The following is a 22,723-nucleotide window of genomic DNA, read 5'->3' on the forward strand; positions in this document are numbered from 1 at the left end:
AATTATTCGACATTCTAAGATAAAACGTATATAGATCACAGGATTACAATAATCACGCTTTCGTATGTCCGAAAAAAGCATTTATGAGCAAAAAAAACACTGAATGCTAAAACAGCAAAAAATGCTATTATCCTCATACCTGACGTCAGGTACTCGTTGTTGAAAGGATGAGGATATTTTATGGATCAGGCTGGCATTATTCGCGACCTCTTAATCTGGCTGGAAGGCCATCTGGATCAGCCTTTGTCGCTTGACAATGTGGCGGCAAAAGCAGGCTATTCCAAGTGGCATCTGCAGAGAATGTTCAAGGACGTGACGGGCCATGCTATTGGCGCCTATATCCGCGCCCGCCGTTTATCGAAGTCCGCAGTGGCGCTACGCCTGACTGCGCGTCCGATTCTGGACATCGCCCTGCAGTATCGCTTTGACTCTCAACAAACCTTTACCCGCGCGTTCAAGAAACAGTTTTCTCAGACGCCTGCGCTGTATCGTCGTTCGCCGGAATGGAGCGCTTTCGGTATTCGCCCGCCGATGCGACTGGGTGAATTTGCTATGCCTGCGCATGAGTTTGTCACGCTTGAAGATACGCAACTGCTTGGCACTACGCAAAGCTATTCCTGCTCGCTGGAACAGATTTCAGATTTCCGTCATGAAATGCGGATCCAGTTCTGGCGCGACTTCCTTGCTCAGGCTCCTGCGATCCCGCAGGTTCTGTACGGACTCAATGAAACGCGCCCCAGCATTGAGAAAGATGACGAACAGGAAGTGTTTTATACCACCGCGCTCACACCAGAGCAGGCCAACGGATACGTGCAGTCGGCGCAACCCATCCTGTTACAGGGCGGCGAATATGTGATGTTTACCTATGAGGGTCTGGGGACGGGCGTGCAGGAGTTTATCCTGACGGTTTACGGCACCTGCATGCCGATGCTGAACCTGACGCGCCGTAAAGGGCAGGATATCGAGCGATACTACCCGGCAGAAGATGCCAAAGCGGGAGATCGCCCTATTAACCTGCGCTGCGAATTCCTGATTCCGATTCGCCGCTAGCGCTGCAGTTCATCCAACGCAGGGGCGTCCAGATGAGAGATGTCCCCTGCCGTTTCAACTACCCATCCCGGTGCCAGCCATAAACTTTCCTGGTAATCGACACGAGAAATAGAACAGTTGCGCAGACGCAGGCGACGTTCAGCCCATGCCGGTAATCCCAGAATCGTACTCACCAGGCAACCCAGCGCGATACCATGACTGACCAGCAGCGGTCGACTCCCCGGCGGCAGTTCCAGACAGGATGCCAGCGCCGCGTTAACGCGATCGCTCAGTTCCTGCATCGATTCCCCTTCAGGAATACGGCCATCCACCGTACCGTTCACCAACTGACGACGCCAGCCCTCTTCCTCCGGCGTCAACGTATCGATATGACGTTGCTCCAGCACGCCCATATTCAGTTCACGCAGACGTGAGTCATAGGTGATATCACAGCCGCAGGCCTGGGCGATGATTTCTGCGGTGCGTCGTGTACGACCTAAATCGCTACTGATGACATGCGTAATACCAAACGAGCGGGCGCGTTCACCCACCTGCATGGCTTGCTGTTCACCTTTAGCGGTTAGTGGGCTGTCTGACTGGCCTTGAATACGTCGCTCGGCGTTCCACTGCGTTTCGCCATGGCGAACAAGGTATACCTGTAACATGCTTTTTTTCCGTTATATACTCGTCATACTTTGAGTAACAGATGCGTTGGTTGCGCTCACTCACCCCAGTCACATAGTTATCTATGTTCCTGAGGATTCCTTTGCTTACCGCCTTTCTGTTACTCAAATTATTTAGAGTAGACTCTGCGATGAATTTTCAAACTGAGCTTAATTATGCACAAGGTTATCTCTGCGACCACCAATCCTGCCAAAATTCAGGCAATTCTGCGGGCATTTGAAGAGATTTTCGGGGAAGGATCCTGCCATATTGAACCCGTCGCCGTCGAGAGTGGCGTGCCGGAACAACCTTTCGGAAACCAGGAAACGCGCACTGGCGCACGAAATCGCGTTGATAACGCTCGCCGCCAGCACCCGCAGGCTGATTTCTGGGTCGCCATTGAAGCAGGAATTGACGATGACGCCACCTTCAGTTGGGTGGTGATTGATAACGGCAACCAGCGCGGTGAAGCCCGTTCAGCCACGCTGCCATTGCCTGCTGTCATTCTCGACAGAGTCCGCAAAGGTGAAGCACTCGGCCCGGTGATGTCGGACTATACAGGTATTGATGAGATTGGCCGTAAAGAGGGCGCAATCGGCGTCTTTACCGCAGGTAAGCTGACGCGCTCGAGCGTTTACCACCAGGCGGTGATTCTGGCTCTCAGCCCGTTTCATAACGCGGTGTATTTATAGCATTGTGCCGGATGTTCAATCGTAGGCCGGATAAGGCAAAGCCGCATCCGGCGGATCAATTTTTCCCGAGCAACACCTGTTCCAGCCACTGACGCAGATCCACCGGTGCGGATTTGAGGCTGTTCGACCCTCGCGTAATAGTAGCAATCCCCGCCCCGAGCTCGTTTTTAAGCTCACGCTGGCTCATCTCACCGCGCAGCAGCTCTTCAATGATACGCACACGCGTGCCCAACGCTTCGCGTTCATCTGGCGTTAACATCAAGTTGAGCAGCGGCAGGTGTAAGTCTTGTTCATAGGCGTGTTTAAGCAGATCGACAAAACGTAACCACTCCTGGTGACGCTGTTCTGCCATCTCTGCTGAATAGGGTGATTGCTGAGTCATAAGTTATCGCCATCGTTGCGGGGGAAGCGTGCTTGCTTCCCCCTTTGTACTCTTTAACGAGTACGATAGCATAACACAACCGACACGATCAGTAACGACGTTGCCATTCTGCGTCGCTCATCAACTCCGGTTTATCGCCGAGAAAATAGCGATAGTACGCATCGTAGGCCAGCACGTTCTTCACATAACCACGCGTCTCTGAGAATGGAATGCTCTCGACAAACGCGACGGCATCAATGCGGCCAGCGCTATTGCCAAGCCAGGTGCGAACGCGCCCCGGACCGGCATTATAGGCTGCTGACGCAAAGATGCGGTTATTGCCAAATTGCTGATACACGTACTGCAAATAGCTGGTTCCGATGTTGATGTTGGTATCAGGATCCAATAGCTGGCTCGGACTGCTGTAACCTGGAATCGAGAACATTTTCACCGTATGCGTCGCCGTACCCGGCATAATCTGCATCAGCCCACTGGCGCCTACCGGCGATTTAACTTTCGGGTTCCAAGCGCTTTCCTGACGCGCTATCGCCATCGCATAGCTTGGCGGAATATCTTTGCCGCTGGTGTAACGGGTAAAAAGATCTTTATAGGCCAGAGGGAAACGCTCTTCCAGGTGATCCCACAGCTTACCGGCGATCGTGGCCTGAACGCTCAGATCCCACCAGTGATTGTTGAACGCGTAACGCGCCAGTTGTGCCTGTTCAGACTTCGTGCGGCTGGTAACCAGATTCGCCCACTCACTGCGTGCGGTATTGTCCATGTTCCAGTACATCAGTTCACGAACACGCGCCATTTCTGGTCCCTGAGTTAGCGCAGAGTCAACGTTGTCCGGCGCTTTATCCACTTTCAGCGCGTACTCTTCGCCCAGACGCTGTGCCGCCACCATCGGGTAGAAACCGCGCTGCTGCATAAGCTGATGCAGGATCTCTTTCGCTTCATCATTGCGTCCGCGCTCCAGCAGCAGATCCGCCTGCCAGTAGCGCCATTCATCTTTTTCTTTGGCTTCCATTGGCAAACGCGCCAGCCAGGTATTCAGGCCACGGCGATCGCCGGTTCCCAGCGCCATGCGCACACGGCGCTCCACAAGCGTTGTGGAGTTGGAGCGCATAATGGCATCATCGCGCCATTTGGCCTGCTCGTCGGTAACGTCATTGCCCATCAGGCGCCAGGCAACAATATCGCGCAGATCCTGGGTTTGCTCGTCATTCAGCTGCTGCGCTTGCACCAGCGAGGGGATCATCAGGCGGGCGTTTTCCACATCCTGGCGCGCCACGCTGGCAAAAGCCACCGCCGCCATCTGGCGCGTAAAATCTGTTGCTCCAGTTGTCCGCGCAAAGGTCATCACCGAATTAGGATCGTTGGCCAGCGCGATGATCGCTGAAGCAATGGTTTGGTATTGCGCGGGCATCTGTCCGGCCAACGCCGTGACCAGTCCGGTATTCCCGGCTTTCATCGCCAGACGAATACGTTCCAGATACGCCAGCGGATCCTGAGTGCCTGAGGCACGCCATACGCCGAATAATTTGTCACAGGCGTTCGGCTGACTTTTTCCGCTCAACCACAGTTCTTTCGCCCCCTGCCAGGCTTCTTCAGTTTGTCCGGTACTCCATTTCGCGAAGTAATAGTTACATTGCGCTTCGGTGGTGCCCGGTTTTTCCGGACTGAACGCCAGCAGCCCACGCCAGTCTTCGCGGCGCGCCAGTTCATTCACGAAACGAGATTGCAGAGTACGCGCCGGGGGCAGCGTCGGGTTGGCGCGCACAAAATTGGTGACGGTAATGGTGGGCTGATTCATCAGATCGTCAGTGATCTGGCGATATTCCAGATAAGGATACAGAGGATAGTTCTTCAGCCCGGGCATCATCTGCTCTACGACGTCCATCTGTCGGTTATCCCAGGCCTGCTTAATTTGCGCATAGCGATTGCGCTGCTCATCCAGGGAATCGGCTCGCGCCACTTGACTGACCGTCAGCAGACATACGCTGGCAGCCAGCAGGCGCCAGGTAAATTGTTTGGCTTTGTCCACAAGCTCTTCCTCTTCTCATGTTACGTCTGTGCAGCATCATGCCGCTTAATTCATTCATGCTAACCAGACATTGCAGAATGCGCCACGTCACGGACACTTTTTTACTTTTGTTGCGAGTGGGATCTGCTGGCTGGGATTGGACAATGAAAAAGGCTACACTTCGCCTTTGATAACTATTTACCAATAATTAGCCCTAAATAATTCAAGTTGCAGCAAGGCGGCGAGGAAGTGAATCCCCTGAGCGTACAAAAGTACGTGACTGGGGTGAACGACACAGCCAACGCATCTGCGGCTTGAAGTATGACGGGATAAACATAGAGGCGAGTCCAACGTGGCCCAATTCGTTTATACCATGCATCGTGTCGGCAAAGTCGTTCCGCCGAAACGTCATATTCTTAAAAACATCTCACTGAGCTTCTTCCCTGGCGCCAAAATCGGTGTACTCGGTCTGAACGGCGCGGGTAAATCTACCCTGCTGCGCATCATGGCCGGCATTGATACCGATATCGAAGGCGAAGCTCGCCCACAGCCTGGCATTAAAATCGGTTACCTGCCGCAGGAACCGAAACTAAACCCGGAACATACCGTTCGTGAATCCGTTGAAGAAGCGGTTGCCGAAGTGGTTAACGCACTGAAAGGCCTGGATGAAGTGTACGCCAAGTACGCAGAGCCAGACGCCGACTTCGATAAACTTGCTGCGCAACAGGGCAAGTTTGAAGAAATTATCCAGGCGCACGACGGTCACAACCTGAACGTGCAGCTTGAGCGTGCCGCCGATGCCCTGCGTCTGCCGGACTGGGATGCCAAAATTGAGAAGCTTTCCGGTGGTGAACGCCGCCGCGTCGCGCTGTGCCGCCTGCTGCTGGAAAAACCAGACATGCTGCTGCTCGACGAACCGACTAACCACCTGGATGCCGAATCCGTGGCGTGGCTGGAACGCTTCCTGCATGACTTCGAAGGCACCGTGGTGGCCATTACCCACGACCGTTACTTCCTCGACAACGTAGCGGGTTGGATTCTGGAGCTTGACCGCGGTGAAGGTATTCCGTGGGAAGGCAACTACTCCTCCTGGCTGGAGCAGAAAGATCAGCGTCTGGCCCAGGAGGCCTCTCAGGAAGCGGCTCGCCGTAAATCCATTGAGAAAGAGCTGGAGTGGGTACGCCAGGGCGCGAAAGGCCGCCAGTCTAAGGGCAAAGCCCGTCTGGCGCGCTTTGAAGAACTCAACAATACCGAATACCAGAAACGTAACGAAACCAACGAACTGTTTATTCCACCAGGACCTCGTCTGGGCGATAAAGTCGTTGAAGTCACCAATCTGCGTAAATCCTACGGCGATCGCGTACTGATTGACGATTTGAGCTTCTCAGTACCGAAAGGCGCTATCGTCGGCATTATCGGTCCGAACGGCGCGGGTAAATCGACCCTGTTCCGCATGATGTCCGGTCAGGAACAGCCTGATAGCGGCACCATTGAGCTGGGTGAAACCGTGAAGCTGGCGTCTGTTGACCAGTTCCGTGATGCCATGGACAACAGCAAAACCGTGTGGGAAGAAGTGTCCGGCGGGCTGGATATCATGAAGATCGGCAACACCGAGATGCCAAGCCGCGCCTACGTAGGCCGCTTTAACTTCAAAGGGGTGGATCAGGGCAAACGCGTCGGCGAGCTGTCCGGTGGTGAGCGTGGCCGTCTGCACCTGGCGAAGCTGCTGCAGGTTGGCGGTAATATGCTGCTGCTCGATGAACCAACCAACGACCTGGATATCGAAACCCTGCGCGCGCTGGAAAACGCCCTTCTGGAGTTCCCGGGCTGCGCGATGGTTATCTCGCACGACCGTTGGTTCCTTGACCGTATCGCCACCCATATTCTGGATTACCAGGATGAGGGTAAGGTTGAGTTCTTCGAAGGTAACTTTACCGAATACGAAGAGTACAAGAAACGCACGCTGGGCGCGGATGCACTGGAGCCGAAGCGTATTAAGTACAAGCGTATTTCTAAGTAATTAGCGTTAAGCGCCGGATGGCGGCGTGACGCCTTATCTGGCCTACGAGGTTAGTGCGACTTGTAGGCCGGATAAGCGCAGCGCCATCCGGCATGTAAACTATCTCTGTTCGCCCATCAACTCTTTTACCAGCTCCACGCAGCGCAGGAAGCGACCATCGTAGTCCGGCTCCTGAACGTGCACAAAATCGATGTTGTTTTCCTGTAACATCTCCACCAGCAGCGTCTGAAACGCTTTTCTGTCAACCGAGCTGCCAAGGCTGCGCAAACCATCTGCCACCCACGGGGTGTTGTTTTCCAGCAGGATAACCAGGTCAAAGCGATACTCGTCAATCAGCGCCTGCACAAACGGGTGTTCACGCCCTTCGTACTTTTTGCAGAAGGCCTGAGTGGTCACAAAGTCAGTGTCGATAAATGCCACTTTATTGGCATATTTCACCGCGAAATCAATGTACTGTGCCTGTCCCAGCGCGATCTTATCGTAGTCCGAGTACTGCAACGCCATCTCGTCGCCGCCCAAATGGGAGAAAACGTAATCACGCCCATATTCCCACGCACTGGTGGTGTTAAAAATGTTGGCGAGCTTGTTCACCAGCGTCGATTTACCGCTCGACTCCCCGCCGAGGATCGCCACGGTGCGCACGAAAAACGGCTTCACTTCGGTGGGAATATACTCCCAGTAGCGAAACGGGTTTTCACGGATTTGCCCGCCGCTGATGCTCATAAACGTCCGCTTGGGATCCACCAGCACGGTTTCGATCCCCAGATGTTCGAGGTATTGCGGGGCATCTGATTCTTCAGAGGTGTAGATCCAGTTTGGCTGGATCCCTTTCTCCTGCATAAACGTTTTGATCCCGTTGCTCCACACGTCCCAACCGTGTGGATACGGCTCCATGCCCTCCTCGTTGAAGGCATGAATACGGATATTTTTCTGATACTTAAAGGTTTGCAGCAGCCAGCGTAGACGATCGGGCACCGTAGGCTGTTGCGACATGGCACTGTCTTCAAACAGGCTGCGATCGCGCGTGTCGTCATAGCCCATGATGATATGCAGTTCATCAACCTGACTACAGGCGCGCTGGATAAGATAGATATGGCCGGTATGCAGCGGATAAAACTTACCGAATACCACACCGATATTTTTCTGCTGGCGCGGAAACTCCAGCCCGAGAAAACGGTGCAACGCCTCCAGCTTTTGCGCGCTGGGGCTTTTAATTTTGGCATTCAGAAGCTGGCTCAGATATCCCTTGGTCATGCCACTGGCATCCGCCACCTGTTGCAGGGTACAGCCCTTTTGCTTAATGGCGGTTTTCAGATAATCAAATGACACAAGAGCCTCCTGCTGTAAAAATAAACGTAATACCCAATGCCGTCGGAAAGACGGCGGGTATTTGATTATAGGTCGTCAAACACGCTTAACGCATCTGCAAGCTTCTTAACGCCAAAGACCTGCATCCCTTCCGGCACTTTTTTCGGAACGTTAGCGGCAGGAACAATCGCCCGGCGAAAGCCGTGCTTCGCAGCTTCCGAAATACGCTCCTGCCCGCTGGGTACCGGACGGATTTCGCCTGCCAACCCCACTTCGCCAAAGACCACTAAATCCTGTGGCAGCGGTCTGTCGCGCAGGCTGGAGACCATTGCCAACAGCAGTGCCAGGTCGGCGCTGGTTTCGGTAACCTTTACGCCGCCGACCACGTTGACGAACACGTCCTGATCCGCCATCTGTAAGCCGCCATGACGATGTAACACCGCCAGCAGAATCGCCAGACGGTTTTGTTCCAGACCGACCGCCACGCGACGCGGGTTCGCCATCATTGAGTGATCGACCAGCGCCTGAATCTCTACCAGCAGTGGGCGCGTGCCTTCCCAGACCACCATCACCGAACTACCGGAAGTGACTTCATCGCCACGGCTTAAGAAGATTGCAGACGGGTTGCTGACTTCGCGCAGCCCCTGCTCGGTCATGGCAAAGACGCCCAGCTCATTCACCGCGCCAAAGCGGTTTTTGTGGCTACGCAGAGTGCGGAAACGAGAATCAGCGTCACCGTCGAGCAACACCGAGCAGTCAATACAGTGCTCCAGCACCTTCGGCCCGGCCAATGAGCCATCTTTGGTGACGTGGCCGACCATCACAATCGCTACGCCGCGCGTTTTGGCAAAACGCGTCAGGTAAGCCGCAGTTTCACGCACCTGTGCCACGCTGCCCGGCGAAGACTGAATGTCCGCCATATGCATCACCTGAATGGAGTCGATCACCATCAGTTTCGGCTGTTCTTCTTCAGCAATCAGGCAAATTTGTTCGATACTGGTTTCCGACAGCATGTTCAGGTTCGCCGTCGGCAGGCCAAGTCGATGCGCGCGCATCGCCACCTGTTGCAGCGACTCTTCGCCAGTGACGTACAGGGTTTTCATCTGCTCGGCGAGCCTGCACAGCGTTTGTAGCAGCAGCGTTGATTTCCCCGCGCCGGGGTTACCGCCAATCAGAATAGCGCTGCCGGGAACCACCCCGCCGCCCAGCACGCGGTCAAACTCTTTAAATCCGGTGGAAAAACGCGGCAGTTCCTCAAGGCTGATGTCAGAAAGCTTCTGCACTTTTGCGACGCCCGCATTTCCGGCGTAGCCGCTGAGTCGCTCGTTGCGCGCCACCGTTGGCGACGCGGCAAGGCGCACCTCGGTTATGGTGTTCCAGGCCTGACAGGCGCTGCATTGCCCCTGCCAGCGCGGGTAATCGGCCCCGCATTCATTACAAACAAAGGCGCGTTTAGGAGCTTTTGCCACATTTTACCTCATTATTTCTGATTCATGCTGCCAGAGAGAATGCAGAACACGCCCATCAGGTCAGCGTGACGGATAGTAATCTCCGTCTTTTCATTCACTTTGGGTTTCGCATGATACGCAATGCCCAGCCCGGCCGTTTTGATCATCGGCAGATCGTTGGCACCGTCGCCGATCGCCACCGTCTGCGCCATCGGGATCTCATATTCTTGCGCCAGGCGGGTCAGAGTACTGGCTTTGTACTGCGCATCGACAATATCGCCGATCACGTTGCCAGTGAATTTACCGTCCATGATCTCCAGCTCATTCGCCACAGCCGCAGTCAGACGCAGCTTGTTACGCAGATAATCGGCAAAGAAAGTAAACCCGCCAGAAGCGATAGCCACTTTCCAGCCAAGCGTTTCCAGTTTTAGCACCAGTTGCGTCAAGCCAGGCATCAGCGGCAATGTTTCGCGCACCTGGTGCAGAATATTGGCATCAGCCCCCTTGAGCGTCGCCACGCGGCTGCGCAGGCTGGCGGTAAAATCCAGCTCGCCGCGCATCGCGCGTTCGGTGACTTCGGCAACCATTTCGCCGGTCCCGGCCAGTTTGGCAATTTCATCAATGCATTCGATCTGGATAGCCGTTGAATCCATGTCCATCACCAGCAAACCCGGCGTGCGCAGATGCGGAATTTTACCTAATGGGGCAACATCCAGTTTGGCGTCATGCGCCAGTTTTGTCGCTCTCGGCGTTAACGAGCCCGCGAGGCGAATCACCTGATAATCCTCAACGCACCAGGCGGCTACGATCACCATCGCCGCACCCAGTTTGCTCTGGTATTGCGTTAAACGTTGTTTATCCAGCCCACGACCATACAGCAGCCAGCCACTGCGGCCCGCGTGGTAATCCAGCGGCATGACTTCATCACCGCTTAAAGAAAGGGGCAGACCTGGCCACAGAGAGACATCTTCAGGTAGATCGCACCAGGTAATGTTAGGCATTAAAGCTCCTGTAAAATCGTTCGGGTCGGAATCATCCAGCGGAAAATAACGCATGAGGCTACCCTGTAACCAGCGCTTCTGGCAACATTAAGCCTCAAATTTTCAGCAGGTGGAATATGGCTCGCGCAAAACTGAAATTCCGACTTCATCGTGCAGTGATTGTATTGTTCTGTCTCGCGTTGCTTGTCGCCCTGATGCAGGGTGCATCCTGGTTTAGTCAAAGCCACCAGCAGCAACGTAATCCGCAGTTGGAAGAACTGGCGCGTACACTGGCCCGCCAGGTCACCTTAAACATCGCGCCGCTGATGCGCACCGAAACACCGGATGAAAAGCGCATCAAAGCCGTACTCACGCAGTTAACGGAAAGTAGCCGTATTCTGGATGCGGGCGTGTACGATGAACAGGGCGATCTGATTACCCGCACTGGTGAGAGTGTCGATGTCCGTGACCGGCTGGCGCTCGATGGCAAAAAAGCCGGGGGCTATTTTAATCAGCAAATCGTTGAGCCCATTCAGGGGAGAAACGGCCCGCTGGGTTATCTGCGCCTGACACTCGACACCCACACGCTTGCCACCGAAGCGAAGCAGGTAGACAACACCACCAACATCTTACGCCTGATGCTGCTTCTGTCACTGGCTATTGGTGTAGTCCTCACACGTACATTATTGCAAGGCAAGCGTACCCGCTGGCAGCAATCCCCTTTCCTGCTGACCGCCAACAAACCGGTGCAGGAAGAAGACAACGAGAAAAAAGAGTAATTCAAAGAAAGGAAATCGACCATGACCACACTACGCCTGCTTATCTCAGACTCTTACGATCCGTGGTTTAACCTGGCGGTTGAAGAGTGCATTTTTCGCCAGATGCCCGCCACGCAGCGCGTCCTGTTCTTGTGGCGTAACGCCGATACGGTGGTGATTGGCCGGGCGCAAAACCCGTGGAAAGAGTGTAATACCCGCCGGATGGAGGAAGACAACGTGCGGCTCGCCCGTCGCAGCAGCGGCGGCGGCGCGGTGTTCCATGACTTGGGTAATACCTGCTTTACCTTTATGGCTGGTAAACCGGAATACGACAAAACCATCTCCACGGCAATAGTCCTCAATGCGCTGAATACGCTGGGCGTAGAAGCTGATGCCTCCGGGCGTAACGATCTGGTGGTGAAAACGCCGGATGGCGATCGTAAAGTCTCTGGTTCTGCTTATCGTGAAACGAAAGACCGCGGATTCCACCACGGCACGCTATTGCTGAATGCCGATCTCAGCCGCCTGGCAAACTATCTCAATCCCGATAAAAAGAAACTTGCCGCTAAAGGCATCACTTCGGTTCGCTCGCGCGTGGCGAATTTGACCGAGCTGTTACCGGGCATCACCCATCAACAGGTCTGTCAGGCCATCACGGAAGCCTTTTTCGCCCACTACGGCGAACGCGTAGAAGCCGAGATCATCTCCCCGGACAAAGCGCCGGATCTGCCGAACTTTGCCGAAACCTTTGCCCGCCAGAGCAGTTGGGAGTGGAACTTTGGTCAGGCGCCGGCCTTCTCGCACCTGTTGGATGAGCGTTTCACCTGGGGCGGCGTTGAGCTGCATTTCGACGTTGAAAAAGGCGTGATTACCCGCACCCAGGTCTACACCGATAGCCTCAATCCCGCGCCGCTGGAAGCGCTGGCGGGTCGTCTGCAAGGATGCTTGTATCGTGCGGATATGCTGCAACAAGAGTGCGAGGCGCTTCTGGTTGATTTCCCGGAGCAAGAAAAAGAGTTACGCGAGCTGTCGGCATGGATTGCCGGAGCGGTGCGTTAAGAACTGGCCTGAAATTGCCGGATGGCGGCTGCGCCTTATCCGGCCTACATACTGCTGTAGGCCCGGTAAGCATAGCGCCACCGGGCACAAACAACTTACTCTTTATCGCCCAGCAGAACGGATTCCAGTGCGATTTTGATCATGTCGTTGAAGGTCGTCTGACGTTCAGCGGCAGTGGTCTGCTCGTGAGTACGGATATGGTCGGATACAGTGCAGATGGTCAGCGCTTTCGCACCAAATTCAGCCGCAACGCCGTAGATGCCCGCTGCTTCCATTTCCACGCCCAGCACGCCGTATTTTTCCATCACGTCGAACATTTCGCCGTCCGGAGAGTAGAACAGATCAGCGGAGAACAGGTTACCCACGCGCGCGTCTACGCCCAGCGCTTTTGCTGCATCAACGGCGTTACGCACCATGTCGAAGTCAGCAATAGCTGCAAAGTCATGATCTTTAAAACGGATACGGTTAACTTTGGAGTCGGTGCAAGCACCCATACCGATAACCACGTCACGCAGTTTGACGTCCATACGCACGGCGCCACAGGAGCCTACGCGAATGATTTTCTTCACGCCGAAATCGGTGATCAGCTCTTTGGTGTAGATGGAGCAGGACGGGATACCCATACCGTGGCCCATTACGGAAATCTTACGGCCTTTGTAGGTACCGGTGAAGCCTAACATGCCGCGAACGTTGTTCACTTCACGAACATCTTCGAGGAAAGTTTCAGCAATATGTTTCGCACGCAGCGGGTCGCCCGGCATCAATACGACGTCAGCGAAATCACCCATTTCTGCATTAATATGTGGAGTTGCCATTTTTTATCCTTATTTCGTTGTTATTGCCTGATGGCGGCTACGCCTATCAGGCCTACAAAACGTATGCAAAACAGTGAAATACCCTAAGGATTTCGCGTTGTAGGAAGGCGACGAATTCGTGAATCCCCGGGAGCATAGATTAACTATGTGACCGGGGTGAGCGAATGAAGTCAACGCATCTACAGCGCGAAAGACAACGGGTATTACAGCATGTTTTTACCGTAGTCCATCGGCGACGTACCAAAGTAGCTCGCCAGCGTCTGGCCGATATCCGCGAAGGTTTCACGGTGACCTAAAGAACCTGGTTTCACTTTCGGGCCGTAAACCAGTACCGGAATGTGTTCACGGGTGTGGTCAGTCCCGGTCCAGCTCGGGTCGCAGCCGTGGTCAGCGGTCAGGATCAGAATGTCATCTTCCCCCACCAGCTCCATCAGCTCAGGCAGACGGCGGTCGAACAGTTCCAGACCTGCGGCATAACCGGCGATATCGCGACGGTGACCCCAGGAAGAGTCGAAATCAACGAAGTTTGTGAAGACGATGGTCTTATCACCGGCTTCTTTCATCTCTTTGATGGTGGCGTCGAACAGCGCGTCCAGACCGGTGGCTTTCACTTTTTTGGTGATGCCGCAGTTAGCGTAGATATCCGCAATTTTACCGACGGAAACCACGTAACCGTCTTTTTCGTCGACCAGTTTCTGCAGCACGGTCGGTGCTGGCGGCTCAACGGCCAGGTCGTGACGGTTACCGGTACGCTGGAAGTTACCGGCTTTATCGCCGATAAACGGACGCGCGATAACACGACCGATGTTGTAACCACCTTCGGTCAGCTCTTCACGGGCGATTTCGCACAGCTCATAGAGCTTATCCAGGCCAAAAGTCTCTTCGTGGCAGGCAATCTGGAACACGGAGTCAGCGGAGGTATAGAAAATCGGCTTGCCGGTTTTCATATGCTCTTCACCCAGTTGATCCAGGATCACGGTACCGGAAGAGTGGCAGTTGCCGAGGTAGCCCGGCAGGTTGGCACGTTTTACCAGTTTATCCAGCAGTTCCTGCGGGAAGCTGTTTTCATGATCGGAGAAGTAACCCCAGTCAAACAGAACCGGTACACCGGCGATTTCCCAGTGGCCAGACGGTGTGTCTTTCCCGGAAGAGAGTTCATGCGCCCAGGCGTAAGCACCAATCACTTCCGCATTACCGTCCATGCCGGCAGCAATTTTACCAGTAGAACCTTCGTGAGCTTTCACCAGGCCCAGACGGGTCAGGTTAGGCAGATTCAGTGGGCCTTTGCGACCATTGTCAGCTTCACCTTTCGCACAGGCTTCTGCAATGTGTCCCATAGTGTCTGAGCCTACGTCGCCAAAGCGATCCGCATCTTCAGTCGCACCAATACCAAAGGAGTCCAGCACCATAATAAATGCACGTTTCATCTTGTTCTCCATACATCTGCGCCGCAAAAAAGCGATCAGATCAGTATACAGTTATTCGGTAATACGACGATAGACTGTCGGTGTAATTTCTGGCGCTTTATCGTCAAGGCTAATTGCCGCTTTGACCGCTTTCGCCGCTTCCTGCCAGCTGGCTTCGTCTTTGGCGTGGATCACCGCCAGCGGGCGCTGTCCGTCTACGCTGTCGCCCAGACGCGCCATATCGCTAAAGCCAACGCTGTAATCAATGGTGTCCGATGCCTGACGACGACCGCCGCCCATGGAAACAACCGCCATTCCCAGCGCACGGGTATCCATCGCGCTGACAAAGCCTTCGGTATCAGCATATACCGCTTTGCTGAGCATTGCCGTCGGCAGGTACTTCGCATAATTTTCGACGAAATCGGTCGGGCCTTTTTGCGCCGCCACCATGCGACCAAAAATCTCTGCTGCTTTGCCGTTATCCAGCACCGTCTGCAATTTTGCACGGGCTTCGGCGTCATCTTTCGCCAGGTTGCCGGAGATCAGCATTTCCACGCACAGCGCCATGGTGACGTCTAACAGACGTGGATTGCGGTATTCACCGGTCAGGAACTGCACCGCTTCGCGGACTTCTACCGCGTTACCTGCGCTGGAGGCCAACACCTGGTTCATATCAGTTAACAGCGCGGTGGTACGTACACCCGCACCGTTTGCCACGCCGACAATCGCTTCAGCAAGGGCTTCAGAAAGCTCGTAGGTCGGCATAAAGGCACCGCTGCCCACTTTCACATCCATCACCAGCGCATCCAGCCCTTCCGCCAGTTTTTTCGCCAGAATGGAACCGGTAATCAGCGGGATGGAATCCACCGTCGCGGTAATATCGCGGGTGGCATAAAAACGTTTATCCGCCGGTGCGAGCGAGCTGGTTTGCCCAATAATCGCCACACCCACGTCTTTAATAATTTCACGGAAACGCGCGTCGTCCGGGAAGATGTCAAATCCAGGAATCGCTTCCAGTTTATCGAGCGTACCGCCGGTATGCCCCAGGCCACGCCCGGAGATCATCGGAATATAGCCGCCGCACGCAGCAACCATCGGGCCTAACATCAGTGACGTTACGTCACCTACGCCGCCGGTAGAGTGTTTATCCACAATCGGGCCGTTCAGCTGCAGGCTTTTCCAGTCCAGCACGGTTCCTGAATCACGCATTGCCATGGTCAGCGAAACACGCTCAGGCATTGTCATATCGTGGAAAAAAATGGTCATCGCCAGGGCGGCGATTTGCCCTTCAGAGATGGTATTGTCGCGAATGCCATTGATAAAGAAACGAATTTCTTCATCGCTCAGCGCATGACCATCACGTTTTTTACGAATAATTTCTTGTGCGAGAAACACGGTAACCCCCGATTAATCAGGTTAAATGCTGCGGAAAACCCACTGCAATGAATGATTACTCTTAATAATCCAAGCCGTTGTAGGCCGGGTAAGCAACGCGCACCCGGCAGTCGTACTGATGCCGGATGGCGGCTGCGCCTTATCCGGCCTACAATGGGCAATTCAAACTTAGTAGCTGCTTGCGCTCTTACCGTCGCCGTGACCCAGCGCTTTCAGCAAGCTAGCCAGCAGGCTGGATGCGCCAAAACGGTAGTGACGAGAATCAGCCCAGTCAGCGCCAAACAGTTCATCGGCAATCGCCAGGAAATGCTGTGCATCTTCTGCAGTACGCACGCCGCCAGCCGGTTTGAAACCTACAGTTTTAGAAACACCCATGTCGCGGATCACTTCCATCATGATGCGTGCGCTTTCCGGCGTCGCATTGACCGGCACTTTACCGGTAGACGTTTTGATGAAATCAGCACCGGCTTTGATGGAGATTTCAGACGCTTTGCGAATCAGTGCTTCTTCTTTCAGCTCACCGGTTTCGATGATCACTTTCAGCAGCACGTTTGCCGCCGCACACGCGTCTTTACACGCTTTAACCAGATCGAAACCAACCTGCTCGTTACCGGCGATCAGCGCACGGTACGGGAACACCACGTCAACTTCATCGGCACCGTAGGCGATCGCCGCGCGGGTTTCCGCCAGCGCAATCTCGATGTCGTCGTTGCCGTGCGGGAAGTTGGTGACGGTTGCAATGCGGATGTCCGGCGTACCCTGCTCTTTCAGAGTCTTACGCGCAATAGGGATGAAACGCGGATAAATGCAGATTGCGGCAGTGTTGCCAACCGGGGTCTTCGCCTGATGACACAGCGCGATCACTTTTTCATTGGTGTCGTCGTCATTCAGGGTGGTCAGGTCCATCAGTTTCAGTGCACGCAGGCTGCTTGCTGTTAAATCGGTCATAACATTCTCCAACGGCGTCGCCGTATAAAATTTCACCTTGCGAGTTTGTTAGTATTCTAACATCCGCTCGCTATTACACTTCGATATACATCACAGTTAATGAAAACCACATACAGATTTGCATTACTCTAATGAGATCTACTTCAAATAAATTACCTTTTCTAAAGGGATGCGGTGGCATCAGGCGCATCCGGATCAAAGGTTGTGGCGGCGTTGCTTTCTACAATGGCGTTACACCTTCGGGATAAAAAGGAATCAACGATGCCCACGTCAAGCGAACTCGCGCTGCAACAGCGTTGCCAACAAATCGTGACCAGTCCGGTGCTCAGCCCTGAGCAGAAACGCCACTTTCTGGCGCTGGAAGCTGAAAACGCGCTGCCCTACCCGCAACTGCCTGCTGAGGCACGCCAGGCACTGGATGACGGGGTGATCTGCGACATGTACGAAGGCCATGCTCCGTTCAAACCGCGTTATGTTTTACCCGACTACGCGCGTTTTCTGGCCAACGGCTCATCATGGCTGGAGCTGGAGGGGGCAAAGGATCTCGATGACGCATTATCCTTACTCACTATTCTTTACCATCACGTTCCGTCAGTGACGTCGATGCCGGTCTATCTCGGTCAACTCGATGCCCTGTTGCAACCGTATGTTAGAATTCTAACACAAGATGAGATCGATATTCGAATAAAACGTTTCTGGCGTTATCTCGACCGTACCCTGCCAGATGCCTTTATGCATGCCAACATTGGCCCGGCCGACACGCCGATTACACGCGCAATTTTACGCGCAGATGCAGAGTTAAAGCAGGTTTCACCTAATCTTACCTTTATTTATGATCCGCAAATTACCCCTGACGATCTGCTGCTCAACGTGGCGCAAAATATTTGCGAATGCAGTAAACCGCACATTTCTAACGGCCCTGAAAATGATAAAATTTTCACAAAAGGCCACTACGGCGTCGTCAGCTGTTACAACTCTTTGCCGCTCGCCGGGGGTGGTAGCACGCTGGTCAGGCTCAATCTGAAAGCCATCGCAGAGCGCAGCACCTCTGTCGATGACTTCTTTACGCGCACCCTACCGCACTACTGCCAGCAGCAAATCGCCATCATTGATGCACGATGTGAATTCCTCTATGAAAAATCACATTTCTTTGAGAATAGCTTCCTGGTGCAGGAAGGGTTGATTGATCCCAAGCGTTTTGTGCCTATGTTCGGGATGTATGGTCTGGCGGAGGCGGTAAATCTGCTGTGTGAAAAAGCAGGGCAATGCGCGCGTTACGGGAAAGATGAGTTTGCCAATCAGCTAGGCTATCGCATTAGCGCCCAACTGGCGGAATTTGTAGAAAGCACACCGGTGAAATATGGCTGGAATCAGCGCGCGATGCTGCATGCACAGTCAGGGATCAGTTCTGACATCGGCACCACGCCGGGCGCTCGCCTGCCCTACGGTGATGAACCGGACCCGATCACCCATCTGCAAACCGTTGCGCCGCATCACGCGTATTATCACGCCGGTATCAGCGACATTCTCACGCTGGATGAAACCATCAAGCGTAATCCTCAGGCGCTGGTGCAATTGTGCCTCGGCGCATTTAAAGCCGGGATGCGTGAATTTACCGCCAACGTGAGCGGCAACGATCTGGTTCGCGTCACCGGTTATATGGTGCGCCTGTCGGATCTGGAAAAATATCGTGCCGCAGGTTCTCGCACCAACACCACCTGGCTTGGCGAAGAAGCCGCGCGTAATACGCGCATTCTGGAACGACAACCTCGCGTGATTAGCCATGAACAGCAGATGCGCTTCGGTAAGTAAGCTGATTCCCTTCTCCTGCGTCGACGGGCCGGGGAGTCGCCTGGCCCTGTTCCTGCAGGGATGCAATTTGCGCTGTAAGAATTGCCACAACCCGTGGACGATGGGACGCTGCAATGACTGCGGGGAGTGTGTACTGCATTGCCCACATGAAGCGTTAAGTCTGAGCGCGGGAAAAGTATGGTGGCAACCTGATATTTGCCAGCAATGCGACACCTGCCTGCACATGTGCCCCCAGCAGGCTACGCCGATGGCGCAGACCATGAGCATTGATGAGGTGCTGCAGCATGTTCGCAAAGCCTCGCCGTTTATTGAAGGAATGACGGTCAGCGGCGGCGAAGCAACGACCCAGCTACCGTTTATTGTGGCGCTGTTTAGCGCGATCAAAACCGATCCGCAACTGCAACACCTGACCTGTATGGTCGACAGCAATGGCATGCTGAGCGAAACCGGCTGGCAGAAGCTGCTTCCGGTGTGCGACGGCGTAATGCTGGATTTAAAAGCCTGGGACAGCACGTGTCATCGTCAGTTGACCGGTCGCGATAACACGCTGATTAAACAAAGCATTACCTTTCTGTCCGGACAAGGGAAACTTGCGGAACTGCGCCTGCTGGTTATCCCTGGTCAGGTGGATTATCTCCAGCATATTGATGCGCTGGCGGCGTTTATCAGAGGTTCAGGTGACGTGCCGGTACGGCTGAATGCCTTTCATGCGCACGGAGTGTATGGCGAAGCGAAGGACTGGCCGAGCGCCACACCGCAGGATGTGGAACACCTGGCGCAAAGATTGCGCGAACGCGGGGTGGATAATTTGATTTTCCCGGCGCTGTACCTGTGATTGCCGGATGCGATGCAATAGCGCCGCATCCGGAATTCAAAAATCAAACAACGCCGTGGTATTACGATACAGCGCGTCAGCGATCACGTCCGCAGGTTCCGGGCGCAGTTCGCATAAGACGTCAAAGACTCTGACTACCTGCTCTGGGCGATTAGGCTGCCCCTGAAAGCCGTTGAGCGGCATATCCGGCGCGTCGGTTTCCAGCAACAGCGACTCCAGCGGCAGCTGCGCCATTACCTCGCGGGTTTTACTGGCGCGCGGATAGGTAATGGTGCCGCCCACGCCAATTTTGTATCCCAGTTGCACAAAGCGTTCGGCCTGCTGCATGCTCCCGGAAAACCCATGCACCACGCCTGTTCGTGGCAAAGCATGGCGTTTAAGGTGCATCGCCAGCTTGTCATGCGTGCGTCGCGAATGCAGGATCACCGGCAGTTCGTAACGCTTCGCCAGCTTAAGTTGCGCTTCCAGCACCCGCTCTTGCTTGTCGAATTGCGGATCGTCGCGATACAGATCCAATCCAATCTCACCTACCGCCACCAGCTTTTGTGGGCGCTTATCCAGCACCTGTTGCAACTGGTCCAGGCAGTCATCACTATGTTGTTCAATAACAATGGGATGTAGACCAAGCGCGGCAAATAATGGAGGATAATTTTCCGCTAACGCCAGTACGCGGGAAAAATTCGCCGCCTGGGTGGCCGGAACGATAATGCTCTGTACACCAACCTCCGCCGCGCGCTGAATGCTGGCAGGTTCATCGCCGGTAAACGGCGGGAAATCAAAGTGACAGTGCGTATCGATAAAACGATAACTCACGCCAAATCCTCATTATTAAACGTTGTATCGTTGGCCTGAGGCGCATTGGTCGCCACCGGTGCGTGGGCATCGTTGGCCACCGGCGCGGGAGGAACTACCACCGGTCCCGGCACCACAATCTTCGGCGTCTGACGAGGCAGCGGCACGTTTTTCCCCAGCAGTTTGCCGACGGTAGCGAGGAAGTAACGACCGCACAGGCGTCCGGTTTTGTAGTCTTCCCGCAAGGCCGGAATACGGCTTCCCAACGCCATGCTATGGAGCGGTTTGGGCGGGTAGATCTCAAAGATACGCAGCTTGCCCGGCGGTTTCTCAATAAAGCTCTGAATCGCGCGATAGGTGGCTTCATGGTGCTGCACCAGATTCAACAGTGGTTGCAGGCTGCTTTCGCCCAGCCAGCGTTCCATACGCTTGAACCACTGCGGGGTGTAGTACATTTGCGAAGGCACGGTGCGGATAACCACCAGCGTTTTCGCCCCCTGCTTCGCCGCTTCCTGCACGGGAATGGCATCGCTGACGCCCCCATCCAGGTAATTCACGCCGTCCAACACAACCCCAGTGCGGTAGAACCCGGGAATCGCGCTGGAGGCACGAATAAGATCGAGCCAGTTTTGCCGGTTCGGCGAAAAATAGCCCGGCGTGTAGTCATCACCCCGACAGGCGCACATATAAAATGCTTTCCCCGCGGCAAACAAGCGCTCAGCGTTGTCCATCGCCAGCGGCATTTGGGACGAGGTCGAATCCACCAGCCAGTCGAGGTCGATTAAGTTTCCCCCGCGCACAAAGCGCACCGGGTCAAAAAACTCACGTCGGGTAGTGTAACGCATGATGACTTTGCGCCCGTAACCGGGCTGGTTACAGAGATAGGCCGACAGATTTTGCGCGCCAGCAGATGTCCCGTAGAAGAGATCAAAAGGATTGAACTGGGCGCGCATGAACTCATCCAGTACGCCGGCAGTAAAGATCCCCCGTTGCCCTCCACCTTCGCACACCAGCGCCATGCTGCCTGGTTGAAATGGACGTAACGATAACGGCGCTATATTACCGAGCGTAACGGGTATTCTCTGCCCCACCTCTGCCTTCCTGTTGTTTTTGTAATAGGACAACAAAGTAACGCAAATTGCCTGCTGCTAAAACCGTAAAAGCCAGTCCGCTGGACTGGCTCAGTAGCAAGTTATCTTTACGGTTTACGTTCTAGGGTCGTTTACGCCCGGTAAACAGGCTGACCAGAAACAGAATGATACCCACCACAAAAACAATTTTTGCAGCACCTGCTGCAGTACCCGCCAGTCCACCAAAACCCAGTGCAGCGGCAATTAACGCGATAACCAGAAATATGATGCCCCATCGAAACATATGCTTCTCCTTTACCATAGTTAATTTCACCGCTTGATATGAGCGCTCAGGCTACCCATCGGCGATATTTTCAGTGTGGTGCACAACACGCCTCCCGACAAACGTCAGGAGGACGAATTAAGTCGAATTACTGAGTTTTGAGGTCATTTTTGACGCTTTTCACGCCATCAATCGCTTTAGCGATGCTCTCAGCGCGATCGCTTTGAGCCTGCGATTCAACGGTTCCTGAAAGCTGTACCACACCATCGGTGGTTTCCACTTTCACCTTGCGGGATGGGACAATGTCATCGGCCAGCAGCTTGGCTTTTACCTCACTGGTGATTGCCGTATCGCCCGCATAGCCTTTTACGGAGGTGTCTTTGCTGTCACGCACGTGCAGTTTGTCGCTGACGGAGGTCACCCCCTCAACGCCTTTCGCCACTTTCACCGCCTCTTCGGCCTGCGCCTGGCTTGTAACAAACCCACTTAACGTCACGACTTTCTGCTCTGTTTCGACGGAAATATCGGTGCTCTTGATACTTTCGTGGTCCACCAGCGCGGCTTTCACTTTCGCGGTGATGGTGCTGTCATCCATGAAATTACCGACTTTGTTCATAGAGCTATCGACTTTCTGCCCCGCACTTTCGACGCCGGATTGCGCTTTGTCCATCGTTGAGTTTTCTGCATAAGCAGAACCCGTTGCAACAGCGGAGGTCAGCATCACGGCCAGCAGCGTTTTAGAAATCTTAAGTCCTGTCATTGTCATCGATGTATTCCTGTATGTTTTGCTTAAAGCGATGCTCAGCCGTTACACGGCCTGAACCAGCAACTAATTTTGTAAGTGGAATAAATATCAGCAATAGAAGCTGCAACAGGCAGCCTAAAAAGCATTTAACGCCGATATTTATGTCATCACATTGTTAAATATAGTTCACGATTTCGTGATCGCAGCCCGATTTGGCTAAAAAACAGGCAAACGAAAGAAAAACGGCAGGATTTAAGAACATTCCGCAAGGGATTTAA

Annotated in this window: 21 protein-coding genes; 7 read left to right on the forward strand and 14 right to left on the reverse strand. The window is 54.1% G+C overall.

Features of this window, described 5'->3' with window-relative positions:
- The first annotated feature begins 180 nt into the window (after positions 1-180).
- Positions 181-1,050, forward strand: coding sequence for an MDR efflux pump AcrAB transcriptional activator RobA (gene robA / locus G8S19_RS19035; protein WP_115601016.1), 870 nt, complete (start codon positions 181-183; stop codon positions 1,048-1,050).
- On the opposite strand, the gene gpmB is transcribed toward robA, so the two are convergent.
- Positions 1,047-1,694 carry a 2,3-diphosphoglycerate-dependent phosphoglycerate mutase GpmB gene (gene gpmB / locus G8S19_RS19040; protein WP_005123948.1) on the reverse strand — a complete coding sequence of 216 codons (648 nt, stop codon included), beginning with the start codon at positions 1,692-1,694 and terminating at the stop codon, positions 1,047-1,049. The two genes, robA and gpmB, sit on opposite strands and share 4 nt — an antisense overlap.
- A gap of 174 nt (positions 1,695-1,868) precedes the next feature.
- Between gpmB and yjjX the strand changes: the two genes are divergently transcribed.
- Positions 1,869-2,384 carry an inosine/xanthosine triphosphatase gene (yjjX, locus tag G8S19_RS19045; protein ID WP_101741338.1) on the forward strand — a complete coding sequence of 172 codons (516 nt, stop codon included), beginning with the start codon at positions 1,869-1,871 and terminating at the stop codon, positions 2,382-2,384.
- A 55-nt stretch (positions 2,385-2,439) separates the two neighbouring features.
- Here the strand turns inward: yjjX and trpR are convergent, their stop codons facing one another.
- Together trpR and sltY are read right to left on the reverse strand one after the other, a co-directional pair.
- Positions 2,440-2,766 (reverse strand): trp operon repressor, encoded by a 327-nt coding sequence (gene trpR, locus G8S19_RS19050; RefSeq protein ID WP_003837292.1) that lies wholly within the window; start codon positions 2,764-2,766, stop codon positions 2,440-2,442.
- A gap of 88 nt (positions 2,767-2,854) precedes the next feature.
- Positions 2,855-4,792, reverse strand: a complete 1,938-nt coding sequence (gene sltY, locus G8S19_RS19055; protein WP_253685722.1) for a murein transglycosylase — start codon at positions 4,790-4,792, stop codon at positions 2,855-2,857.
- Positions 4,793-5,123: 331 nt separating this feature from the next.
- Here sltY and ettA point away from each other — a divergent pair, with 331 nt between their 5' ends.
- Complete coding sequence (gene ettA / locus G8S19_RS19060; RefSeq protein ID WP_048212765.1) at positions 5,124-6,791, forward strand: energy-dependent translational throttle protein EttA; 1,668 nt, start codon at positions 5,124-5,126, stop codon at positions 6,789-6,791.
- 99 nt (positions 6,792-6,890) lie between these two features.
- Here ettA and nadR read toward each other — a convergent pair whose 3' ends face one another.
- From nadR to serB, 3 genes are all read right to left on the reverse strand, one after another.
- Positions 6,891-8,120, reverse strand: a complete 1,230-nt coding sequence (gene nadR, locus G8S19_RS19065; RefSeq protein ID WP_048212766.1) for a multifunctional transcriptional regulator/nicotinamide-nucleotide adenylyltransferase/ribosylnicotinamide kinase NadR — start codon at positions 8,118-8,120, stop codon at positions 6,891-6,893.
- Positions 8,121-8,185: 65 nt separating this feature from the next.
- Positions 8,186-9,568: a DNA repair protein RadA gene (gene radA / locus G8S19_RS19070; protein ID WP_001728171.1), complete on the reverse strand. Its 1,383-nt coding sequence runs from the start codon at positions 9,566-9,568 to the stop codon at positions 8,186-8,188.
- Between the two features lie 11 nt (positions 9,569-9,579).
- Complete coding sequence (serB, locus tag G8S19_RS19075) at positions 9,580-10,548, reverse strand: phosphoserine phosphatase (RefSeq protein WP_101741335.1); 969 nt, start codon at positions 10,546-10,548, stop codon at positions 9,580-9,582.
- Positions 10,549-10,664: 116 nt separating this feature from the next.
- On the opposite strand from serB, the gene G8S19_RS19080 reads away from it, so the two are divergent.
- A complete protein-coding gene (locus tag G8S19_RS19080) occupies positions 10,665-11,306 on the forward strand; it encodes a YtjB family periplasmic protein (RefSeq protein ID WP_048212768.1) in 642 nt (213 codons plus the stop codon).
- A gap of 21 nt (positions 11,307-11,327) precedes the next feature.
- Positions 11,328-12,344 carry a lipoate--protein ligase LplA gene (lplA, locus tag G8S19_RS19085; RefSeq protein ID WP_124020741.1) on the forward strand — a complete coding sequence of 339 codons (1,017 nt, stop codon included), beginning with the start codon at positions 11,328-11,330 and terminating at the stop codon, positions 12,342-12,344.
- 95 nt (positions 12,345-12,439) lie between these two features.
- On the opposite strand, the gene deoD is transcribed toward lplA, so the two are convergent.
- The 4 genes from deoD to deoC form a co-directional block, all read right to left on the reverse strand.
- The gene (gene deoD / locus G8S19_RS19090; protein ID WP_000224864.1) at positions 12,440-13,159 is read right to left on the reverse strand and encodes a purine-nucleoside phosphorylase; all 720 of its coding nucleotides are present in this window, start codon (positions 13,157-13,159) and stop codon (positions 12,440-12,442) included.
- Positions 13,160-13,362: 203 nt separating this feature from the next.
- On the reverse strand, positions 13,363-14,586 hold the full coding sequence (deoB, locus tag G8S19_RS19095) for a phosphopentomutase (RefSeq protein ID WP_253685724.1): 1,224 nt from the start codon (positions 14,584-14,586) through the stop codon (positions 13,363-13,365).
- 51 nt (positions 14,587-14,637) lie between these two features.
- Positions 14,638-15,960, reverse strand: a complete 1,323-nt coding sequence (deoA, locus tag G8S19_RS19100) for a thymidine phosphorylase (RefSeq protein ID WP_003845626.1) — start codon at positions 15,958-15,960, stop codon at positions 14,638-14,640.
- A gap of 168 nt (positions 15,961-16,128) precedes the next feature.
- Positions 16,129-16,908, reverse strand: coding sequence for a deoxyribose-phosphate aldolase (gene deoC / locus G8S19_RS19105; protein ID WP_101741332.1), 780 nt, complete (start codon positions 16,906-16,908; stop codon positions 16,129-16,131).
- A 261-nt stretch (positions 16,909-17,169) separates the two neighbouring features.
- Here deoC and G8S19_RS19110 point away from each other — a divergent pair, with 261 nt between their 5' ends.
- The gene (locus G8S19_RS19110) at positions 17,170-18,720 is read left to right on the forward strand and encodes a YjjI family glycine radical enzyme (protein WP_253685726.1); all 1,551 of its coding nucleotides are present in this window, start codon (positions 17,170-17,172) and stop codon (positions 18,718-18,720) included.
- The gene (locus G8S19_RS19115; RefSeq protein WP_101741330.1) at positions 18,692-19,555 is read left to right on the forward strand and encodes a YjjW family glycine radical enzyme activase; all 864 of its coding nucleotides are present in this window, start codon (positions 18,692-18,694) and stop codon (positions 19,553-19,555) included. Before G8S19_RS19110 ends, G8S19_RS19115 begins: the two co-directional genes overlap by 29 nt.
- Positions 19,556-19,591: 36 nt before the next feature.
- Here the strand turns inward: G8S19_RS19115 and G8S19_RS19120 are convergent, their stop codons facing one another.
- The 4 genes from G8S19_RS19120 to osmY all read right to left on the reverse strand — a co-directional run bounded on the left by G8S19_RS19120 (position 19,592) and on the right by osmY (position 22,466).
- Complete coding sequence (locus tag G8S19_RS19120; protein ID WP_124020743.1) at positions 19,592-20,368, reverse strand: metal-dependent hydrolase; 777 nt, start codon at positions 20,366-20,368, stop codon at positions 19,592-19,594.
- On the reverse strand, positions 20,365-21,438 hold the full coding sequence (locus G8S19_RS19125; protein WP_124020744.1) for a patatin family protein: 1,074 nt from the start codon (positions 21,436-21,438) through the stop codon (positions 20,365-20,367). Before G8S19_RS19125 ends, G8S19_RS19120 begins: the two co-directional genes overlap by 4 nt.
- A 121-nt stretch (positions 21,439-21,559) precedes the next feature.
- Positions 21,560-21,721, reverse strand: a complete 162-nt coding sequence (locus G8S19_RS19130; RefSeq protein ID WP_003019081.1) for a DUF1328 domain-containing protein — start codon at positions 21,719-21,721, stop codon at positions 21,560-21,562.
- 127 nt (positions 21,722-21,848) lie between these two features.
- Positions 21,849-22,466, reverse strand: coding sequence for a molecular chaperone OsmY (gene osmY, locus G8S19_RS19135; protein ID WP_253685728.1), 618 nt, complete (start codon positions 22,464-22,466; stop codon positions 21,849-21,851).
- Positions 22,467-22,723 lie beyond the last annotated feature (257 nt).

The organism is Citrobacter sp. SX206 (genome assembly GCF_024181025.1).
In the GTDB taxonomy this organism is placed as follows: Bacteria; Pseudomonadota; Gammaproteobacteria; order Enterobacterales; family Enterobacteriaceae; genus Citrobacter; species Citrobacter youngae.